The following is an 18,613-nucleotide window of genomic DNA, read 5'->3' as shown; positions in this document are numbered from 1 at the left end:
ATTTGATTCTCATTTAACTTTCAAACACATAATTTATGAAACAGTACAGTTTATTATTAGTTGTATTTCTGTCGGCGATAGGAATGCAGGCTCAAGATGCAAGGTCTTTTTCGCTTAATTTGTATGGTGGTTATAACTTTTCGGATAAGTTAGATTACAACGGTTATTCTGCAAAAATTGAAGATAGTTTTCAATATGGAGCGGGATTTGAGTATTTTTTTTCAACAAATAACTCTGTTGAATTAAAGTATTTAAGATCAGATGTAAAAATACCTTTTTACGGACCTGCTGGAAATCAGCTTAATGCAGGCAATGAAAAAGGCGCTTTTAATTTTATTTTAGCAGATTATGCGCATTACTTTGACACAGGTTCTAATCTTTTACCTTATTTGGGTGCTGGTGCCGGTGTTGGAATCGTTGAAACACCTCAGGGTGGAAGTGGTACTTATTTTGCCTGGGATGTAAAGGCCGGGGTAAAGATTAAAACTGCTTCATCAGTTTCTGTAAATCTTAATGCTTATCTACAATCGATGTCGGCAGCAGTTGGTGAGAGCTACTATTGGACTTATTGGTACGGACCAGTTGCGGTTGATGATTACATTTCTACTTTCCAGTTTGGACTAGGAGCTGTTGTAAGCTTTAACTTTAAAAATTAAGAATAAAATCAAACAAACCAAATCAGATAATCATATAAAAGCAGCTAAATTTTAGCTGCTTTTTTTATTGCTGAAATGAAAATGTTCATAATTAAATCATAATTTATAACAGTTATGAATAATATTTTTCAACTCAATCCCTATTTTTGTTGTATATACAAATTAATATGAAGTTACTAATAGTCGAAGACGAACCAAATCTTTTATCGATTCTGCGTAAAGGATTTGCCGAAAATAACAACGAAGTAAGTGTGGCTCTGGATGGCAAAACTGCCCTAGAAATGATTCAGAATTATAACTTTGATGTTGTGGTTTTAGACGTTATGTTACCGGATATTAACGGAATCGAAATTTGCAGAAGACTTCGCGCCGGCAAAAACTTTGTTCCCATTTTGCTTTTAACAGCTTTAGGAACTTCAGAAAATATTGTAACAGGACTTAATTCTGGTGCCGATGATTATTTGGTAAAACCTTTTAAATTTGGAGAACTCGATGCAAGGGTAAATGCTTTGCACAGAAGAGCACATCAGGAAACGGATAAAATCGACGTTATTACCATTGGCGATTTAGAAATTAACGGTCGTGCAAAAACAGTAAAAAGAGACGGAGAATCGATTGTTTTAACCGCAAAAGAGTTTAAACTGCTGTATTATCTGGGAAAAAACAGCGGAAGAATTGTATCTCGTGATCAGATTTTAGATAATGTTTGGGATATCAATTTTGATATGAACACCAATGTAGTCGATGTATATATTACTTATTTAAGAAAAAAAGTAGACAAACCTTTTAAAACTAAACTTATTCATACCATGAAAGGTTTAGGTTATGTTATAAAGCCATAGAATGGATATCAGAAAAAAAATTACTTTTAATTATGTAGCGCTTTCTACATTTAGTACGCTGCTATTAAGTATAATAGTATTTGTTTTATTTAGAGATAATAACCGTTACCACTTTTTAAAAAGGTTAGAAGATCGTGCTAAAATTGTAGCTTCGATTCATTTTCAGCATGATCCTGAAAAAATAAAGTATTACAGGAATTTAAAGAAAAACGGACTCGAAGAACTTATTGAAGAAGAAGAATATGTTCTTAAAATAAACAGCGCCAATAGTTTTGATTACAATACAAAGTTAAATCTTCCAAACACGTTTTACTCCAATATCTTGGCAACCGGTGAAGATTATTTTGAAGTAAACAGCAAATATTATCTGGGTCAGGTTTTTACAGAAGGAAGTCAAAAATATATTGTAATTGTGGGTGCGCGTGACCGAAGAGGAAAAACAACAACCGTTTATATTGTAAAAATATTGGTTTTCGGAGGTATTGGTTTTATACTTCTGGCTTTCTTTTTAGGACGTTTTTTGGCGAAAAGAGTTATTAATCCGGTAGCCAGAATTACGAAAGAAGTAAATAGAATCAGCGCCTCAAATTTACATAATCGATTACCGGCTGTTAAAAACTCGGATGAGATTTCGGATCTTACCGAAACTTTTAATGATATGCTGGACAGGCTGGAAACTTCATTTGAAATTCAGGCCAATTTTATCAATAATGCTTCACACGAATTAAAAACACCCATAACCACCATTATTGCCGAAGCCGAAATTATGCTTCTTAAAGAACGTGAAGTGGCAGAATATGTTGAATCATTGCAAAATATATATAATCAGGCTTCCAGATTAGGAAACCTGACCGAAAGTTTATTAAAACTTACCCAAACAGGTTATGACGGTAATAAACAAGTTTTGGATATTGCCAGAATCGATGAATTGTTATTAGATGTAAAATCAGATTTAGATAAAATTTACCCGGAAAACCGTGTGAGCATTAAACTTAATTTTGCTCCAAAAGATTCTAATCTGCTTTTAATTCCGTGTAATAAACCGCTTTTAGAACTCGCAATTAATAATATTATTACCAATGGCGTTAAGTATTCAGATAACAATGAGGTATTTGTAACGCTTTCGGCCAACCAGGATGCGATTAAAATTTCGATTAACGATATCGGAATCGGGATTCCGCCGGAAGATATTCCGCATTTGTACGAACCTTTCTTTAGAGGAAAAATTGCGGCTAAATATATAGGTTACGGTTTAGGACTTCCGTTGGCCTCCAAAATCATTCGTATGCACGATGGTGAGATTCAAGTACAATCAGAACAAAACAAGGGAACGATTGTAACGATTATATTTAAAAAAACAAATCCTAAAAAAGCCAACATTAAAAAATCTAATGTTACATCTTAGGAAAATCTAATTTAAGATTAAGACCCTTCTAATTTTCAGGTAGTTATTTTGTCTGTATAAACTAAAAGATTATACACATGAAAAATTTCCTGATACCTACTACTTTAAAAGATGATACAATTTCTGCTGTAAAATCAGCAATCAGCCAGTCAAAAAACTCAGACTGCGAAATTGTTTTAATGATGGTTTCTGATACTCCAGATGCTTTTTCATCCTCTAATTTTTTGCGTGAAATGAGAACCGGACTTACCAAAAGTCAGGAAGAAGTTTTAGAAACCTGCAGGTATATGATCGATCATACTAAAAACTGCAAAATTAAAATTCACAATCAATACGGACTTTCGTCTCCAATTTTCAGAGGAATTATCGAGCATTTCTCAGTAAAATTAGTTATTCTGACGCATTCTTATAAACAGGAAACAAAACGTATTCATCAATATTTGGTACAATTGGCAGGAAATCAAAAATGCCCGATTTTACATTTAGGAAACGAGCAGTTTAAGGAAGATTTCACAAAAGCACTTTATATCGAAAACAGCGGCGCAAATATTCATGTAAAAGACGTACAGCAGTTTTTAAATGAAAACTTCTCTTATGAGATCGTAAGTCAGACTTCAAAAATTGATGATAATTACGAAAATGTTGCTCCTTTCTTAAACGAAGCAATTTCAAAATACGAAATTGATTTATTGGTAGAAACCCGCAAAGGAGAAAAAATCAAATTTAAAAAAGTAAAAAAACAAGACATGAATGAAAAACTGGGGCTTCCGGTACTTTCATTATACGAGGAGCTGGTTTAGTTTTTAGTCCTTAGTGATTAGTGATTAGTCCTTAGCTGTAAATAGCTCTTAGAATAGTTTTTAGTAACTGTTCTTGCTCTTGACCAATACAATTGACTCAATTTCAGGAATGTAAAGCTTATAGATATAGTAAATAAATCTTAAGACTATTCACTAAAGACTAATCACTAGGTACTAAGGACTAATCACTAAACAGCAGTAATATTAATTTAAAACCGAAAATATGTTATTAAGAAAAAGAATACCAATGAAGTACGTTCTCGGGAAAATTAAAGTAGAAGTGACTCTGGTGCTGGCTTACACGGTACTATTTGAGATATTTCATCATTATTTTGTTACTCTTCCCGTAGATATTCCAATTGCAATTCCAACCATGATTGGAACCATTATTTCCCTATTATTAGCTTTTAAGTCGAACCAGGCTTATGATAGATGGTGGGAAGCACGAATCGTTTGGGGAGCAGTTGTCAACGATTCCAGAACATTAATACGACAAGTATTGACATTTTATAAAGACCCGGATTTTTCTCTTGAAGCAAGTGAATTCAAAGAAAATTTTGCCAAAAGACAAATCGCATGGTGTTATAGTTTAGGGCAGGCACTGCGAAATAAAGATGCTGTAGCGCCTCTTGAAGGTTTAATGAGCGATGAAGAAATTAAATACATTAAGAATCATCAAAACATTCCAAATGCCATTTTAATGCTTCACGCACGTGATCTTAGAAATGCTAAAAACGAGAAAAAAATCAACATGTACCAACAAGTTGAAATCGATAATACATTATCGCGATTATGCGATGAAATGGGTAAATGCGAGAGAATCAAGAACACGATTTTCCCAACCACATACAGTATGTACATTCGATTAACGTTGTGTTTGTTTATTTTCTTACTTCCGTTTGGGTTAACAAGTGTATTGAGCTGGTTTGCGATTCCGCTGATTACAGCAATTGGTGCTGCTTTCTTTTTAATCGAAAGAATGGCCATTCATTTGCAGGATCCGTTTGAAAACAGGCCAACAGATACGCCTGTTACGACGATTGCAAATACAATCGAAAAGAATATCAAACAAATGCTTAACGAATACCAAAGCGAATTTGATATCCTAAAAGAATTTGATTTAAACGACGAACCTAAGAAGGTCGAAAAAGACGCTTATTTCGTTTTATAATTTAGTTAATTTTGGTCTCTTTAATTGTTGGCTGGACAGTGTGTAGTTGCGCTGTCCAGCTTTTTTTATTACAATTGTTTTGCTGCCAATTGCCCTAGAGTTTGTATCGACTGGCGCAGTTCATTTGTCCACGGAAGACCAAAACTCAAACGCATACAATTCGAAAATTGATTTTGAAAAGAGAAAATACGCCCCGGCGCAATGCTGATATTATGCTTCATAGCCAAATGATAAAACGCAGCAGTATCAATTTTTTGATCTAATTCGACCCAAAGGAAAAAACCACCCTGAGGCTGACTCACTTTTGTTCCCGCCGGAAAAGATTCTAAAACCGTATTGATATAGTTATTGCAATTGCGATTCAGGATTTGGCGGATTTTTCTAAGATGATTTTCATAACGGCCGTTTTTCAAAAAATCACCCACGACTTCGTGTGTAATAGTAGGAGAGGAGAGTGTGTGATAAATTTTATTTCGAAGAATTTCTTTTTTAAATTTCCCGGGCGAAACCCATCCTGCACGATAACCCGGTGCCAGCGTTTTAGAAACAGAACTGCAGCAAAGTACAATACCGCTTTCGTCGTAAGTTTTACAATTAGTTGGCCGGCTCGAACCAAAGTACAAATCTCCGTGAATATCATCTTCAATCAACGGAATATTATAAAACTCCATCAATTTTACGACTTCTTTTTTATGTTCAACAGGCATCATACTTCCAGAGGGATTACTAAAATTACTCATCAATAAACAAAGCGTAACTTTTTTAGTTGCAAGTGCTTTTTTCAGCGCCTCTAACTCAATTCCGGTTGTCATATTGGTTGGCAGTTCCATAATATACAAACCCAAAGATTTAGCCAGTTGCAAAATACCAAAATAAGCAGGACTTTCAGTAATAATGGTATCTCCCGGTTTTGTCAGCGTCATTAAGCAATGCGATATCGCACTGGTACAGCCCGGCATGGTTATAATATCACGTTCTGTCAACGAACCGCCCCAGCTAAAAGACCAGCGCGCAATTTCTTTTCTTAAATTCAAATTACCCTGCACTTCTTCATAACTCGTGCCGCTATTTGGGAGCTGACGCATCGCCTGAACCATTCCTTTGTTGAGTTTTGCGATAGGAAGAAGCTCATTTGACGGAAAACCCAAAGAAAGCATCGTAATATCTTTAACCAGCATATTACCGTAAACCTGATCGATTAAATCCTCGCGATCAATATTTTCGCATTTTAATATAGGACTGCTTGGAGAAGGTTCCGGAATTGTTCTGGCCGAAATATTCGTTACATAATATCCGGACTGCGGACGAGACTCTATAAGCGATCGGCTTTCGATTTCATAATACGCTTTGCTTACCGTACTCATGCTGTAACCCGTTTCGGCACAGACTTCTCTAATCGAAGGCAGTTTATCGCCAACATTTAAAAGACCTGTTTTGATCTGTTTTTCAATCACGTCTGCGAACTGAAGATACAAGTAATTGGAGTTTTTCATAAAATAAAACTGTTATGCTGCAATTTACAAAAACTGTATCTGTATTGCTATTTTATTTTTTAGAAATTTGTTTCATAGAAAACTAAACAAAACTAAAATTTCGTGAAAACAACAAAATACTACATAGCGGCCATTACTTGTTTTGTAATCTGGGGATTTTTTAGTTTGGTTTTAAAGCCAATACACGACTATCCCTCATTGGATATTTTATTCTATCGCGTTTTCAGCTGCAGTATTTTAATGCTTCTGATTTCCTTTACCTTTAGACGAAAAAAAGTCAAAGAAGCCATCGAAACTTTTAAGGCAATGCCCAAAGCCGAAAAGAGAAAATCGACTTTGCTAAATATTGGCGGAAGCGTTTTTTTAATGGCCAACTGGTTTACCTTTATTTATGTAATGAATCATGTCAGCGTAAAAGCGACATCTTTGGCATATTTGGTATGTCCAATTTTAACCACCTTACTGGCTTATTTTATTTTGCACGAAAAACTAAGTAAAACACAATGGATTGCCGTTGGATTGAGTATTTCCGGCTGCTTACTTTTGTCTTATGCCAACATAATGGACATGTTTTTTAGCATCATAATTGGCTTTACTTATGCGTCTTATTTAGTAAGTCAGCGCGTTAATAAAGGGTTTGATAAATTTATAGTACTAACATTTCATATTACACTGGCTGCCTTATTTTTAGTGCCTTTTTTCCCAGCCTACAGCGGACCAGTTCCAACAGAATTTAAATTTTATTTCTGTATCGAAACCATTGCTATTTTGTTTACCATTTTTCCGTTGTTTCTTAATTTATATGCGCTTTCAGGAATAAATTCTTCAACTGTCGGGATGCTTTTAAACATCAACCCAATGATTGCTTTTCTTCTGGCTATGTTTTTTTATAAAGAGCCATTTGGCATTATACAAATTATAGCATACGGCATTATTTTTATTGCAGTGTTAGTTTTTAATTCACATCATATTTTTGCCATAAAACAAAAATATATCCTGTCACCAAAAGATTCTCAATAGACATAATCTTATATTTTTTATTGGTTTAAAATGTAAAATTACGAGAATCTTAACAGGGTTTTTAAACAGGAATGAGTATTTTTCATTCCTGTTTTTTTATGCAGTAAAATTAAATTTGGCCACAGATTATACAGATTGAAAGATTATTTTCTTTGCGTTGAAATTAGCCACGAATTACACGAATTTTCACGAATTCAAATTGATTTAAAATTAGTATGAATAAAAAATAAATTCGTGAAAATTCGTGTAATTCGTGGCTAAAAAATCCTTTCAATCCGTGTAATCTGCGGCAAAAAAACTATTACAAACCGAATCCTATTTATATGAAAAATACCAAACTCCAAGCCTTTCTTCCGTTGTTTTATTTAGTGTGGTCTGATGATCTTTTGACTCAGAAAGAATTCACTACACTCAAAGAATTTATAAAATCCCAAAAAGCCCTTTCGGCCGAAGAACAAGAATACCTGCTTTCTAAAGTTGATATTTCGAATCCGCCTTCGCGAAATGAACTCGCACAATGGAAATTGGATATTGAAAAAAGTATTCAGGATAAAAACTCCATAAAATCTATTTTTGATATTGCGGTAGCACTTTCAGATAAAGATCTGGATATTTCGTCATTAGAATCCGATTTTACAAAACTAGAAAATGACCTCGGAATTTTAGGCGAAGAAGCATTACAGAACTTTAAAACAAAAGCAGGTTCTTTTACCGCAAATTCGCAGACAACAAGCAATTTTGATATTCAGAAAATAACCGAATTCCTTGACGGAAAAGAAGCTCCGATCATTAAAAAAGTAAAATCTATAATTTCCCGACCTGAATTTGCTTACGAAACTTCTACGGATATTAATGTTTTCCGCCAGACGGTTTACAACTGGTGTAAAATTCTAGCCGATGAAAACTTAGGAAACATGGCTTATCCAAAAGAATACGGCGGAGGAGGAAACGTAGAAGATTATTTTGCGATTATGGAAACGCTGAGTTATCACGATTTAAGTCTCGTAATAAAATTTGGCGTTCAGTTTGGACTTTGGGGAATGAGCGTTCAGTCTCTTGGAACCGAAAAACATTACGCTAAATACTTAAAAGATATTGGTTCTTTAAAACTTCCGGGTTGTTTTGCCATGACCGAAACACATCACGGATCGAACGTAAAAGGATTGGAAACAACGGCAACATACAATCATAACGATCAGACTTTTACTATTCATACACCAAATAAAAATGCCCAAAAAGAATATATAGGAAACGCTGCCGTTCACGGACAAATGGCAACGGTTTTTGCTAAATTAATTATTGACGATCACGATTATGGTGTAAATGCTTTTGTAGTGCCGTTGCGCGATACAAACGGAAATACAGTAAAAGGCGTTACTATTGGCGATTGCGGTCATAAAATGGGATTAAACGGAGTAGACAACGGAACAATTAGTTTTGATAAAGTGGTGATTCCGAAAGAAGATATGCTGGATCGTTTTGCTTCTGTAAACGATAAAGGCGAATTTGAAAGTCCAATTCCGAGTGATAATCGAAGGTTTTTCACCATGTTAGGCACTTTGGTAGGAGGCAGAATCGGGATTCCGCGTTCGGCTTTGGCTGCAGCCAAATCAGGATTAACGATTGCCATTCGTTACAGCGACCAGCGTCGACAATTTGGCCCGGAAGGCGGATCTGAAGTTCCGATTTTAAATTACAGAATGCATCAGCGAAGGTTATTACCACATTTGGCAAAAACATACGCCGTTCATTTTGCACTTCAATATCTTACCAACAGATTTTTGAACAGAACGGAAGCCGAAATGCAAGAAATTGAGGCCCTTGCCGCCGGAATGAAATCGTATTCAACCTGGAGCACCAGAGATATTCTGCAGGAATGCAGAGAAGCTTGTGGTGGAAAAGGGTATTTATCTGAAAACCGAATCGACGCTTTAAAAAATGATACGGAAATTTATACCACTTTTGAAGGTGATAATACTGTTTTAATGCAATTGGTGGCTAAAAACCGTTTATCTGAATTTAGAAAATCGTTTGGCGAAATGGGTTCATTGGGCATCATCAATTATGTATATGAAAATGCTAAAACAGCCATTACAGAAAAAAATCCAATCGCAACCCGAAGAACCGACGATGAACATTTACTGGACGCCGAATTTCATCTTCAGGCTTTTGTACACAGAGAAAAAACGATTCTGGCTTCGGCAGCAAGACGTATTAAAAAGTTAGTCGATGGCGGTTTAGAAGCTTATGATGCTTTTAATGTGGTGCAGCATCAAATGATAGATGTCGCTCAGGCTTATCTGGAACGCATTGTTTTAGAGCAATTTCAGGAAGCTGTAAAAGCAATTAAAGACGAAAATTCTAAACAAATATTGACAAAATTATATCAATTATATGCGCTTTCGCAGATAGAAAAAAACAAAGGCTGGTATCTTGAAGATGGCTACATGGAGGCTGTAAAAACAAAAGCAGTCCGTAAAATTGTAAATCAGCTTTGCTGGGATATCCGCCCGGATGCAGTAGCATTAGTAAACGCTTTCGATATTCCCGAAAGCTGTCTGGCGGCGCCAATTGCGGTTTGATTTTTATTCTAGGCAAAAAAAACTTTGTCAAATATAGCCCGTGGTTTCAATCACGGGGATGCAATATTATTACGCCTCTTGTTTTCCCGTGGTTGAAACCACGGGCTATGTTTGAAAATAGAAATTAAATGTAGGTTACAGTTTGTTTTGTCATTTCATAAAAGAATAAAAATACGCAAACCAACTTTAAACTTGTTTTTTTAGCGCGAAGTTTAATGAACTTATATCACTTATATGGTGAACAAAAAAATCACCAATTTCCCTTCAAGCCTTCTTTCAAAGCTTCGTTATATTTTTCCAAATCAAAACTATACAAATCGGGTGCTTTATGCGCGCCGCCTTTTCGTGATTCATCTAATTTGGTAAGAATGTCGTAGCGGAGGATCTTTCGGTAAAAATTGCCGCGATTTAATTTTTTTCCTAAAATAGCTTCATATAATTTCTGAAGTTCCGGCATTGTAAATTTTTCCGGCAAAAGATTATAACCAATAGGATGGTTGTTGAGCTGTTCCCGAAGCGTAAGCAGTGCTTTATCAAAAATAGCGCGGTGATCCATCATAAACTCAGGTAAATCCTCTATTAGTTTCCATTCTACCGCATTAGAGTACTGATCAATAACCAAATTTACTTTAGAATGTTCTGCCAGAGCATAATACCCAATAGATACAAAACGCTGTTTGTTCCAAATAGTATCATCGTAAGCATCAAATGCACTTTCAGAACGCTTTAGATTTCCAAAAGTATAAAATTGCTGTAAGTAGATATTTTCAGTTCCCGTTCTGTCTTTTAAAATTCGAACAGCGGCTTCATCTACATTTTCATCTTTTTGAACATAGCCGCCCGGAAGTCCCCATAAATCCTGATCTCTCATGTTTAAAGTAAGAACCTGAAGCGCGTTTTCATGAAAGCTAAAAATTACACAGTCAATAGAAAGGGAGGGAATATACTTTTTCCAGGCTTCTTCAGATTGCTTTTCTAATAATTTCTTTAGTTCCATTGTCTTTATTTGTTTTCAAATTTAATCTTTTTGAGAATTATAAGACAGTTTACGTCTTTAAAACTTTATCAGCCTTTTTTTTCAGTGCTTTTAAAAGGTTTTTTTTAATGATTTGTTTTTAACCGAATATTGGTTTTGTTGAGAATACGATAAGTTTAAAGGTGTTGAGGTGTGATAAATAAAAGTTTAATCCGTTTTGTTTGCTGAAATGAAAAAAAGTAATTAATATTGCTTCATTATGAAGCATTGTAAAAAGCATCATATCAAAACTTTACTATTTTCAAACCACATTTTTTGTTTTACTTATGAAAAAAACAATTGTAAAAACAGCTCGCATATCACTTTTGACCGCTTTAGTGATTTCGAATTTATCATGGAATAGTATTTCTGATGATGAAAATAAACCGCCTCTGCTTACTATCAAAGGCTTTACTTTTAGAGATTTAAACAAAAACGGAAAACTGGATATTTACGAAGACACCAGACTTTCTATTCACGAACGTGCTGTCGATTTGGTGAATAAAATGACCGATGATGAAAAAGCAAATTTCTTAATGGGAACCGGAATGCCGGGCTTTGACGGAATTAAACCGGTTGTGGGCGCAATTGAAGGTCGTGTTCCAGGCGCGGCAGGAGGAACTTACGAAATTAAACGTTTGGGAATTCCTGCTATTATTGTAGCCGACGGCCCTGCAGGTTTACGTATAAAACCCATTCGGGATAATGATAAAAATACCTATTACTGTACCGCTTTTCCTGTTGGAACGGCTTTGGCTTCAACCTGGAATGAAGCCTTGATTGAAAAAGTAGGTAAGGCGATGGGGAACGAAACAAAAGAATATGGAGCGGATATATTACTCGCGCCAGCCTTAAACATTCACAGAAATCCTTTGTGCGGCAGAAATTTCGAATATTATTCTGAAGATCCGCTGGTTTCCGGTAAAATTGCTTCAGCGATGGTAAAAGGAATTCAGTCGAATGGAGTAGGAACTTCGATAAAGCACTTTGCAGCAAATAATCAGGAAACGAATCGGCTTTCTATCAACGAACATATCAGCGAAAGAGCCATGCGTGAAATTTACCTGAAAGGTTTCGAAATTGCAGTAAAAGAATCAAATCCTTGGACGGTGATGTCTTCTTATAATTTAATCAACGGAACATATACTTCGGCTAGAAAAGATTTATTAACGGATATTCTTCGCAATGAATGGGGTTTTAAAGGAATTGTTATGACAGACTGGTTTGGCGGTTTTGCCGGAGCAGAATCTATTATGGCAGGTTCCAGCAATGTAACGCAGCAGTTAAATGCCGGAAATGATTTATTAATGCCGGGAATCGAAGCACAAAAGAAAGCGATTATCGAAAACATTAAAAACAAAAACTTATCTAAGGAAGTAGTTGATAAAAATGTGGAAAGAATTTTAGAATTGGTTCTAAAATCTCCAATTATGGAAAACTACAAATATTCAAATAAACCAAACTTAAAAGAGAACGCACAAATTACAAGACAAGCCGCATCTGAAGGAATGATTTTATTGAAAAATGATAAAGATATTCTGCCATTTACCAACAGAAAAGGAAAAGTGTCCATTTTTGGTGTTACGTCTTATGATTTTATTTCGGGAGGAACCGGAAGCGGTGATGTAAACGAAGCGTATACTATTTCCTTATTAGATGGTTTAAAAAACGCGGGTTATTCGCTTGACGAAGAACTAAAAACAACTTATACGCCATTTGTAGCAAAAGTGAAAGGAATAGAAATGGAAAGCCGTAAAAAAGAAGGTTTTCTGGCTTTGCCAAAACGTTTACCAGAATTAAAACTGGAGAAGCAAGTAGTTGCAAAACATGCCGCTGCATCAGAATTAGCAATTATTACGATAGGTAGAAATTCCGGTGAAGGCGGAGATCGTAAAGTAGATAACGACTTTAATTTAGCCGAAGATGAGGTAGAATTAATCAATAATGTTTCGGAAGCTTTCCATGCAAAAGGAAAAAAAGTAGTGGTTATTTTAAATATTGGCGGTGTTATTGAAACAGCAAGCTGGAAAGATAAAGTTGATGCTATTTTATTATCGTGGCTGCCGGGACAAGAAGGAGGGAATTCTGTAGCCGATGTTTTTTCGGGGAAAGTAAATCCGTCAGGAAAACTGACCATGACTTTCCCGATGAAATACCAAGATACTCCTTCTGCAAAAAACTGGTTAGGAACTCCGGCAGATAATCCAACAAATGTAACCTATCAGGAAGGAATTTATGTGGGTTATCGCTATTACAATACTTTTAATGTAAAACCTTCTTATGAATTTGGTTTTGGAGGTTCGTATACAACTTTCGATTTCTCGGATGTAAAATTAAGTTCTCCAGCTTTTGATACGGCAATGACAGTTTCAGTTACGGTAAAAAATACCGGAAAAACAACTGGAAAAGAGGTGGTGCAGTTATACTTGTCTGCTCCTTCAAAATCTATTGACAAACCAAAAGAGGAATTAAAAGTTTTTGCGAAAACAAAGGAATTAAAGCCGGGTGAAAGCGAAACTTTAAAATTGACTTTATCGCCAAAAGACCTGGCTTCGTTCTTAGAAAATAAAAATGCCTGGATTGCAGAAGCGGGAACTTATAAAGTTCTGGTTGGAACTTCTTCTCTAAATATTAAAAAGACTGCAGAATTTACTGTACCAAATGAAATTGTAGTTGAAAAAGTTAAAAAAGCTTTTGAGTTGGAAACGCCTTTTCAAGAGTTAAAACAGTAATAAATTGAGGAAATTGGTTTTATAGCAAAAAACTGTTTTAACTAAAATTCCACTTGAATATTCAAATTGAATAAGCAAGTGGAATTACTTTTTTTATATCATAATCGATTATGGAATCGTTTTGATTATGTCAATGTTTTGATAATCAAAGTTTAAATCATCGTCTTATTAAAGTAATTTGATTTTTCAAAATCTTGTATGTTGATCGAAATTACAGATACTTCAGGCAGAACAGCATTTAGTTTTGTTACAATGACTTTAGATAAATTACTCTTTTGTTCGTCATTTCGGCCTTCCATGATGTATGCAAAAACATGAATGAAATCTTTCAGCGTATTTCCGTTATTATAATAACTAAATGGTTTTATGCGCACTTTAATTTCAGATGGCGTAAAAAGTCCAGTAGATAAAGCCGAGTCAAAAACTTCCTGCATAATTTCATCTGCAGCTTTTATTCGTATTACATTTTCGGAACAATCAATTATAAAATGCGGCATAATTTTATGTTTTTAGGTTAGAGGTTACTGTAACAAATTTATGAAAAACGAGACTTGTAATAATAGCATAAAATATATTTTTATGTTGCAGCTTTATTATATTTGTAACATCTCATTTATCTTTTAATTCGTTTTGAAAAATTCATTTCTGTTTCTTTTTACCGTTCTTATCTGCTTTACTGTTAATGCTTCAGAAAGTACAGATGATATTTTGGCAAAATTAAACCTTGCTTTAAAGAACAAAGAACATTATGTGCAGTTAAAAGAAGAACGGATTTTAAACTTCAAAAAAATAAAATCAGATAATTTAACGAAGGAGCAGGAATACAATTACAATAAAACGTTATATACAGAATATCAAAAATTCAATTCAGATTCGGCTATTTTTTATGTCAAAAAGAATTTAAAAATTGCTTCTGAACTTCAAAATAATACGCTGGCAGATCTAGCTAATCTTGAATTGGTTACGCTTTATTCTTCTTCGGGAAAATACCGCGAATCTGAAGCCATTTTAAAAAGCATCGATAAAAAGAAATTATCTGTTTCTTTACTGCCAACCTATTATGTGGCATATCGAGAGTTTTTTGAGCATTATGCAGCCAATAGTTACGATGTAAAATACCTTCGACAAATACAAAAATACCGTGATTCTTTATTAACGGTATTAGATCCCAATACCTTAAACTATAAAGTTACTAAGATTCAGCAGGGAATGTCTAAAATTACTTTGGGCGATTCGCAGCGAAAATTAATGACTTTATTAAAAAATGTAAAAGAAGAAGATCCGCAGTATGCCATGATAACGTATTTGTTGGGGAATATTTATGAAGCCACACATCAGCAGGAATTACGAAAAAAATACTTTGCTCTTTCAGCAACGGCAGATCTTAAAAATGCCAATAAAGACAACGCTTCGCTTCAGGAACTGGCTTTGGTTTTTTATGAAATGGGCGATGTAGATATGGCGTATAAGCTTACGCAGTCGGCTATTGAAGATGCGCTTTATTGTAATGTACAATTTCGAACCCTTTTAATGTCAGAAGTTTATTCGATCATCAATACGGTTTATTTGGAGAAAGAAGCAAAGCGAAAAACAGAATTACAGCTTTATTTAATCTGTATTAGTCTGCTTTCGGTATTTTTAATCATTGCTGTAATTTATGTTTACAAGCAAATGAAAAAAGTGTCCAGAATTCGTGGAGAACTTTATGAAACAAGCCAAAAGTTAGCCGAATTAAATCAGGATATTACTGAAACTAATAAGCAGCTGCAGGAACGTAACGCACAATTATCAGAATCTAATCATATTAAAGAAGAATATATTGCGCATTTTTTCAGCCTTTGCTCCACTTATATCAATAAATTAGAGAATTACCGTATCATCTTAAATAAGAAAGCAACGGCCAAACAATTCGACGAAATTTACAAAATGCTAAAATCGACCACGCTGGTTGATAACGAATTGGAGGAATTATATAAAAACTTCGATATTATTTTTCTTAACTTGTATCCAACCTTTGTAAAAGACTTTAATGCACTTTTAATTAAGGAAGAACAAATCGTTTTAAAACAAGGCGAACTGCTCAATACAGAACTTAGAATTTTTGCTTTAATCCGACTCGGAATTACAGATAGTGTTAAGATAGCGGCATTTCTTCGTTATTCTTTAAGCACAATTTACAATTATCGTACAAGAGCTCGAAATAAAGCTGCTGTTTCCAGAAATGATTTCGAAGAAATGGTCATGAAAATAGGTTTAATTACATTGAAAATCTAAAGATTTATTTTAAAATCACTACTTTTTTTAGGGTTTATTTTTTATTAAGAAATTGATAATCAATATTTTAATTTTTTAATTCACTACTTTTTTTCGTTTAAAATTTCAACACGAACTATAACGTTTTAGCTTTACAATATTATTATTAGATACACATGACCACTAGTATCTTTAATTAATGTATGCTTAAATAAATAAATAATAGTTATGTTTAAAAACGTTAAAACAATCGTTGTTTTAGTTTTATTGAGTTCATTCGGATTGAATGCACAAAATAAAGTTCCGGTTTATCTTGATGATAAAAAGCCAATTAATGAGCGTGTAGAAGATGCGCTTTCAAGAATGACAACCGAAGAAAAAATTGCCATGATTCATGCGCAGTCTAAATTTAGTTCACCTGGTGTAAAACGTTTAGGGATTCCGGAAAACTGGATGACCGATGGGCCACACGGAATTCGTGCCGAAGTAAAATGGGACGAATGGGATCAGGCAGGATGGACAAATGATTCTTGTATTGCATTCCCGGCTTTAACGGCACTTTCTTCTACATGGAATAAAGAATTAGCTTCTTTATACGGAAAATCAATTGGGGAAGAAGCGCGTTACCGTAACAAAAACGTACTATTAGGACCTGGAGTTAACATTTACAGAAGCCCATTAAACGGCCGTAACTTCGAATATATGGGAGAAGATCCTTTTTTGGCTTCAAAAATGGTTGTTCCTTACATTAAAGGAGTACAGTCTAATGGAGTTGCTGCCTGCGTTAAACACTTTGCATTAAACAATCAGGAAACAAAACGTAATTCAGTAGATGTAGTTCTGGATGATCGTGCCTTATACGAAATTTACTTACCTGCTTTTAAGGCAGCGGTTCAGGAAGGTGATGTTTGGTCGATTATGGGAGCTTACAATAAATATAAAGGACAGCAATGCTGCCACAACGAATATTTATTAAACGATATTCTTCGCGGAGAATGGGGCTTTAAAGGTGTTGTAGTTTCGGATTGGGGAGGAGTAAATGATACAAAACAAGCTATTCATAATGGTTTGGATATGGAATTTGGTTCTTGGACAAACGGACTATCTTGGGGAACAAGTAATGCTTACGACAACTACTATCTGGCAAAACCTTATTCTGAAATGATTAGAAAAGGGGAAGTTGGAACAAAAGAATTAGACGAAAAAGTACGTCGTATTTTACGTTTGTCTTTCTTAACAACAATGGATAGAAATCGCCCTTTTGGATCTTTTGGAACAGAAGAACATGCTCAGGCAGGTTTAAAAATTGCACAAGAAGGAATTGTTTTATTACAAAACACAAACAATATTCTGCCAATCAATCTTTCTAAAACTAAGAAAATTGCTGTAATTGGAGAAAATGCAATCAAAATGATGACTGTAGGAGGAGGAAGTTCTTCTCTTAAAGCACGATACGAAATTACACCTCTTGAAGGTTTAAAGAAAAGAATTGGCAATCAAGCCGAAATTGTCTACGCTCGTGGTTATGTAGGAGATCCTACAAGTAACTATAACGGAGTTGTAGCTAAGGTAAGTTTAGAAGACAAACGTTCTCCGGCTGAGTTAACTGCTGAGGCTTTAAAAGTGGCTAAGGATGCTGATATTGTTCTTTTTATAGGAGGTTTGAACAAAAGTGAAGGTCAGGATGATGAAGGACACGATCGTAAAGGATTAGAACTTTCTTATGGTCAGGATAAATTAATCAGTGATTTAGCGAAAGTAAATAAAAACATCGTTTTTGTAAATATTTCAGGAAATGCGGTTGCAATGCCGTGGATAAAAGAAGTTCCTGGAATTGTTCAGGGATGGTTTTTAGGTACAGAAGCAGGAAATGCTTTGGCTTCAGTTTTAGTTGGAGATGTAAACCCTTCAGGAAAATTATCTTTCACTTTCCCAGTAAAATTAGCTGATAACGGTGCTCATGCTTTAGGAGAATTCCCAGGTGGAGATACCGTAAAATACAACGAAGGAATTTTTGTTGGATACCGTTGGGTTGACAAACAAAAAATAAAACCATTATTCTCTTTTGGTCACGGATTAAGCTATACGACTTTTGCATACGGAAAAGTAACTGCGGATAAAAAACAACTTTCAAGCAGCGACAAAATTACATTTTCTGTAAATGTAAAAAATACAGGAAGCAGAGAAGGATCTGAAGTAGTACAGCTTTACATCAGCGATCTAAAATCTTCATTGCCGCGTCCGGTAAAAGAATTAAAAGGTTTTGAGAAAGTTTCGCTAAAAGCAGGAGAAGAAAAAACAGTAACTTTTACAATCGATAAAACGGCTTTAAGTTTCTTCGACGATAAAAAACACGACTGGGTTGCAGAACCTGGAGCTTTTGAAGCAATTGTTGGTGCATCATCAACAGATATAAAATCTAAAGTGGGCTTCTCACTTCAATAATTTCATTATTTCTAAATTGGTTGGTTAGTAAAAGCTGCAATGTAAAAAGTTGCAGCTTTGCTTTTGAAATTACAATTTCTTAAATTCCAAATTCCAAAAAAAGAGCGGAGCGATTTTTTTGGAATCTAAAATCTAAAATCTAAAATCTAAAATCTAAAATCTAAAATCTAAAATCTAAAATCTAAAATCTAAAATCTAA

Annotated in this window: 13 protein-coding genes; 10 read left to right on the top strand and 3 right to left on the bottom strand. The window is 34.7% G+C overall.

The window, feature by feature from the left end; translation table 11 throughout:
- The first annotated feature begins 35 nt into the window (after positions 1 to 35).
- The 5 genes from AC1RRQ_RS21750 to AC1RRQ_RS21730 all read left to right on the top strand — a co-directional run bounded on the left by AC1RRQ_RS21750 (position 36) and on the right by AC1RRQ_RS21730 (position 4,874).
- The gene (locus tag AC1RRQ_RS21750; RefSeq protein ID WP_493025079.1) at positions 36 to 656 is read left to right on the top strand and encodes an outer membrane beta-barrel protein; all 621 of its coding nucleotides are present in this window, start codon (positions 36 to 38) and stop codon (positions 654 to 656) included.
- Positions 657 to 823: 167 nt separating this feature from the next.
- Complete coding sequence (locus AC1RRQ_RS21745) at positions 824 to 1,498, top strand: response regulator transcription factor (RefSeq protein ID WP_493025078.1); 675 nt, start codon at positions 824 to 826, stop codon at positions 1,496 to 1,498.
- Between the two features lies 1 nt (position 1,499).
- Positions 1,500 to 2,903, top strand: coding sequence for an ATP-binding protein (locus tag AC1RRQ_RS21740; RefSeq protein ID WP_493025077.1), 1,404 nt, complete (start codon positions 1,500 to 1,502; stop codon positions 2,901 to 2,903).
- 77 nt (positions 2,904 to 2,980) lie between these two features.
- Complete coding sequence (locus AC1RRQ_RS21735) at positions 2,981 to 3,703, top strand: adenine nucleotide alpha hydrolase family protein (protein ID WP_493025076.1); 723 nt, start codon at positions 2,981 to 2,983, stop codon at positions 3,701 to 3,703.
- Positions 3,704 to 3,926: 223 nt separating this feature from the next.
- On the top strand, positions 3,927 to 4,874 hold the full coding sequence (locus tag AC1RRQ_RS21730; protein ID WP_493025075.1) for a bestrophin family protein: 948 nt from the start codon (positions 3,927 to 3,929) through the stop codon (positions 4,872 to 4,874).
- 68 nt (positions 4,875 to 4,942) lie between these two features.
- On the opposite strand, the gene AC1RRQ_RS21725 is transcribed toward AC1RRQ_RS21730, so the two are convergent.
- Positions 4,943 to 6,367, bottom strand: a complete 1,425-nt coding sequence (locus AC1RRQ_RS21725; protein WP_493025073.1) for an aminotransferase-like domain-containing protein — start codon at positions 6,365 to 6,367, stop codon at positions 4,943 to 4,945.
- Between the two features lie 102 nt (positions 6,368 to 6,469).
- Between AC1RRQ_RS21725 and AC1RRQ_RS21720 the strand changes: the two genes are divergently transcribed.
- Together AC1RRQ_RS21720 and AC1RRQ_RS21715 are read left to right on the top strand one after the other, a co-directional pair.
- A complete protein-coding gene (locus AC1RRQ_RS21720) occupies positions 6,470 to 7,387 on the top strand; it encodes an EamA family transporter (protein ID WP_493025072.1) in 918 nt (305 codons plus the stop codon).
- Positions 7,388 to 7,710: 323 nt separating this feature from the next.
- Entirely contained in the window at positions 7,711 to 9,969 is a 2,259-nt protein-coding gene (locus tag AC1RRQ_RS21715; protein WP_493025069.1) for an acyl-CoA dehydrogenase family protein, read from the top strand.
- A gap of 250 nt (positions 9,970 to 10,219) precedes the next feature.
- Here the strand turns inward: AC1RRQ_RS21715 and AC1RRQ_RS21710 are convergent, their stop codons facing one another.
- Positions 10,220 to 10,966 carry an NUDIX hydrolase gene (locus AC1RRQ_RS21710; protein WP_493025067.1) on the bottom strand — a complete coding sequence of 249 codons (747 nt, stop codon included), beginning with the start codon at positions 10,964 to 10,966 and terminating at the stop codon, positions 10,220 to 10,222.
- 305 nt (positions 10,967 to 11,271) lie between these two features.
- Between AC1RRQ_RS21710 and AC1RRQ_RS21705 the strand changes: the two genes are divergently transcribed.
- Entirely contained in the window at positions 11,272 to 13,716 is a 2,445-nt protein-coding gene (locus AC1RRQ_RS21705) for a glycoside hydrolase family 3 N-terminal domain-containing protein (protein ID WP_493025066.1), read from the top strand.
- 152 nt (positions 13,717 to 13,868) lie between these two features.
- On the opposite strand, the gene AC1RRQ_RS21700 is transcribed toward AC1RRQ_RS21705, so the two are convergent.
- The gene (locus tag AC1RRQ_RS21700; RefSeq protein ID WP_493025065.1) at positions 13,869 to 14,213 is read right to left on the bottom strand and encodes a 5-carboxymethyl-2-hydroxymuconate Delta-isomerase; all 345 of its coding nucleotides are present in this window, start codon (positions 14,211 to 14,213) and stop codon (positions 13,869 to 13,871) included.
- Between the two features lie 133 nt (positions 14,214 to 14,346).
- Here AC1RRQ_RS21700 and susR point away from each other — a divergent pair, with 133 nt between their 5' ends.
- Together susR and AC1RRQ_RS21690 are read left to right on the top strand one after the other, a co-directional pair.
- A complete protein-coding gene (gene susR, locus AC1RRQ_RS21695) occupies positions 14,347 to 15,990 on the top strand; it encodes a SusR family glycan utilization regulator (protein WP_493025063.1) in 1,644 nt (547 codons plus the stop codon).
- A 207-nt stretch (positions 15,991 to 16,197) separates the two neighbouring features.
- Positions 16,198 to 18,414 carry a glycoside hydrolase family 3 C-terminal domain-containing protein gene (locus AC1RRQ_RS21690; protein WP_493025062.1) on the top strand — a complete coding sequence of 739 codons (2,217 nt, stop codon included), beginning with the start codon at positions 16,198 to 16,200 and terminating at the stop codon, positions 18,412 to 18,414.
- Positions 18,415 to 18,613 lie beyond the last annotated feature (199 nt).

This window comes from Flavobacterium sp. GW821-FHT12A05 (assembly GCF_058807735.1).
This window is presented reverse-complemented; position numbering and strand designations above follow the sequence as displayed.

Bases quoted from the DNA above. Each gene is read 5' to 3' on its own strand.
- AC1RRQ_RS21750 (WP_493025079.1), top strand. From the start codon at position 36: ATGAAACAGTACAGTTTATTATTAGTTGTATTTCTGTCGGCGATAGGA.
- AC1RRQ_RS21745 (WP_493025078.1), top strand. From the start codon at position 824: ATGAAGTTACTAATAGTCGAAGACGAACCAAATCTTTTATCGATTCTG.
- AC1RRQ_RS21740 (WP_493025077.1), top strand. From the start codon at position 1,500: ATGGATATCAGAAAAAAAATTACTTTTAATTATGTAGCGCTTTCTACA.
- AC1RRQ_RS21735 (WP_493025076.1), top strand. From the start codon at position 2,981: ATGAAAAATTTCCTGATACCTACTACTTTAAAAGATGATACAATTTCT.
- AC1RRQ_RS21730 (WP_493025075.1), top strand. From the start codon at position 3,927: ATGTTATTAAGAAAAAGAATACCAATGAAGTACGTTCTCGGGAAAATT.
- AC1RRQ_RS21725 (WP_493025073.1), bottom strand. From the start codon at position 6,367: ATGAAAAACTCCAATTACTTGTATCTTCAGTTCGCAGACGTGATTGAA.
- AC1RRQ_RS21715 (WP_493025069.1), top strand. From the start codon at position 7,711: ATGAAAAATACCAAACTCCAAGCCTTTCTTCCGTTGTTTTATTTAGTG.
- AC1RRQ_RS21710 (WP_493025067.1), bottom strand. From the start codon at position 10,966: ATGGAACTAAAGAAATTATTAGAAAAGCAATCTGAAGAAGCCTGGAAA.
- AC1RRQ_RS21705 (WP_493025066.1), top strand. From the start codon at position 11,272: ATGAAAAAAACAATTGTAAAAACAGCTCGCATATCACTTTTGACCGCT.
- AC1RRQ_RS21700 (WP_493025065.1), bottom strand. From the start codon at position 14,213: ATGCCGCATTTTATAATTGATTGTTCCGAAAATGTAATACGAATAAAA.
- AC1RRQ_RS21690 (WP_493025062.1), top strand. From the start codon at position 16,198: ATGTTTAAAAACGTTAAAACAATCGTTGTTTTAGTTTTATTGAGTTCA.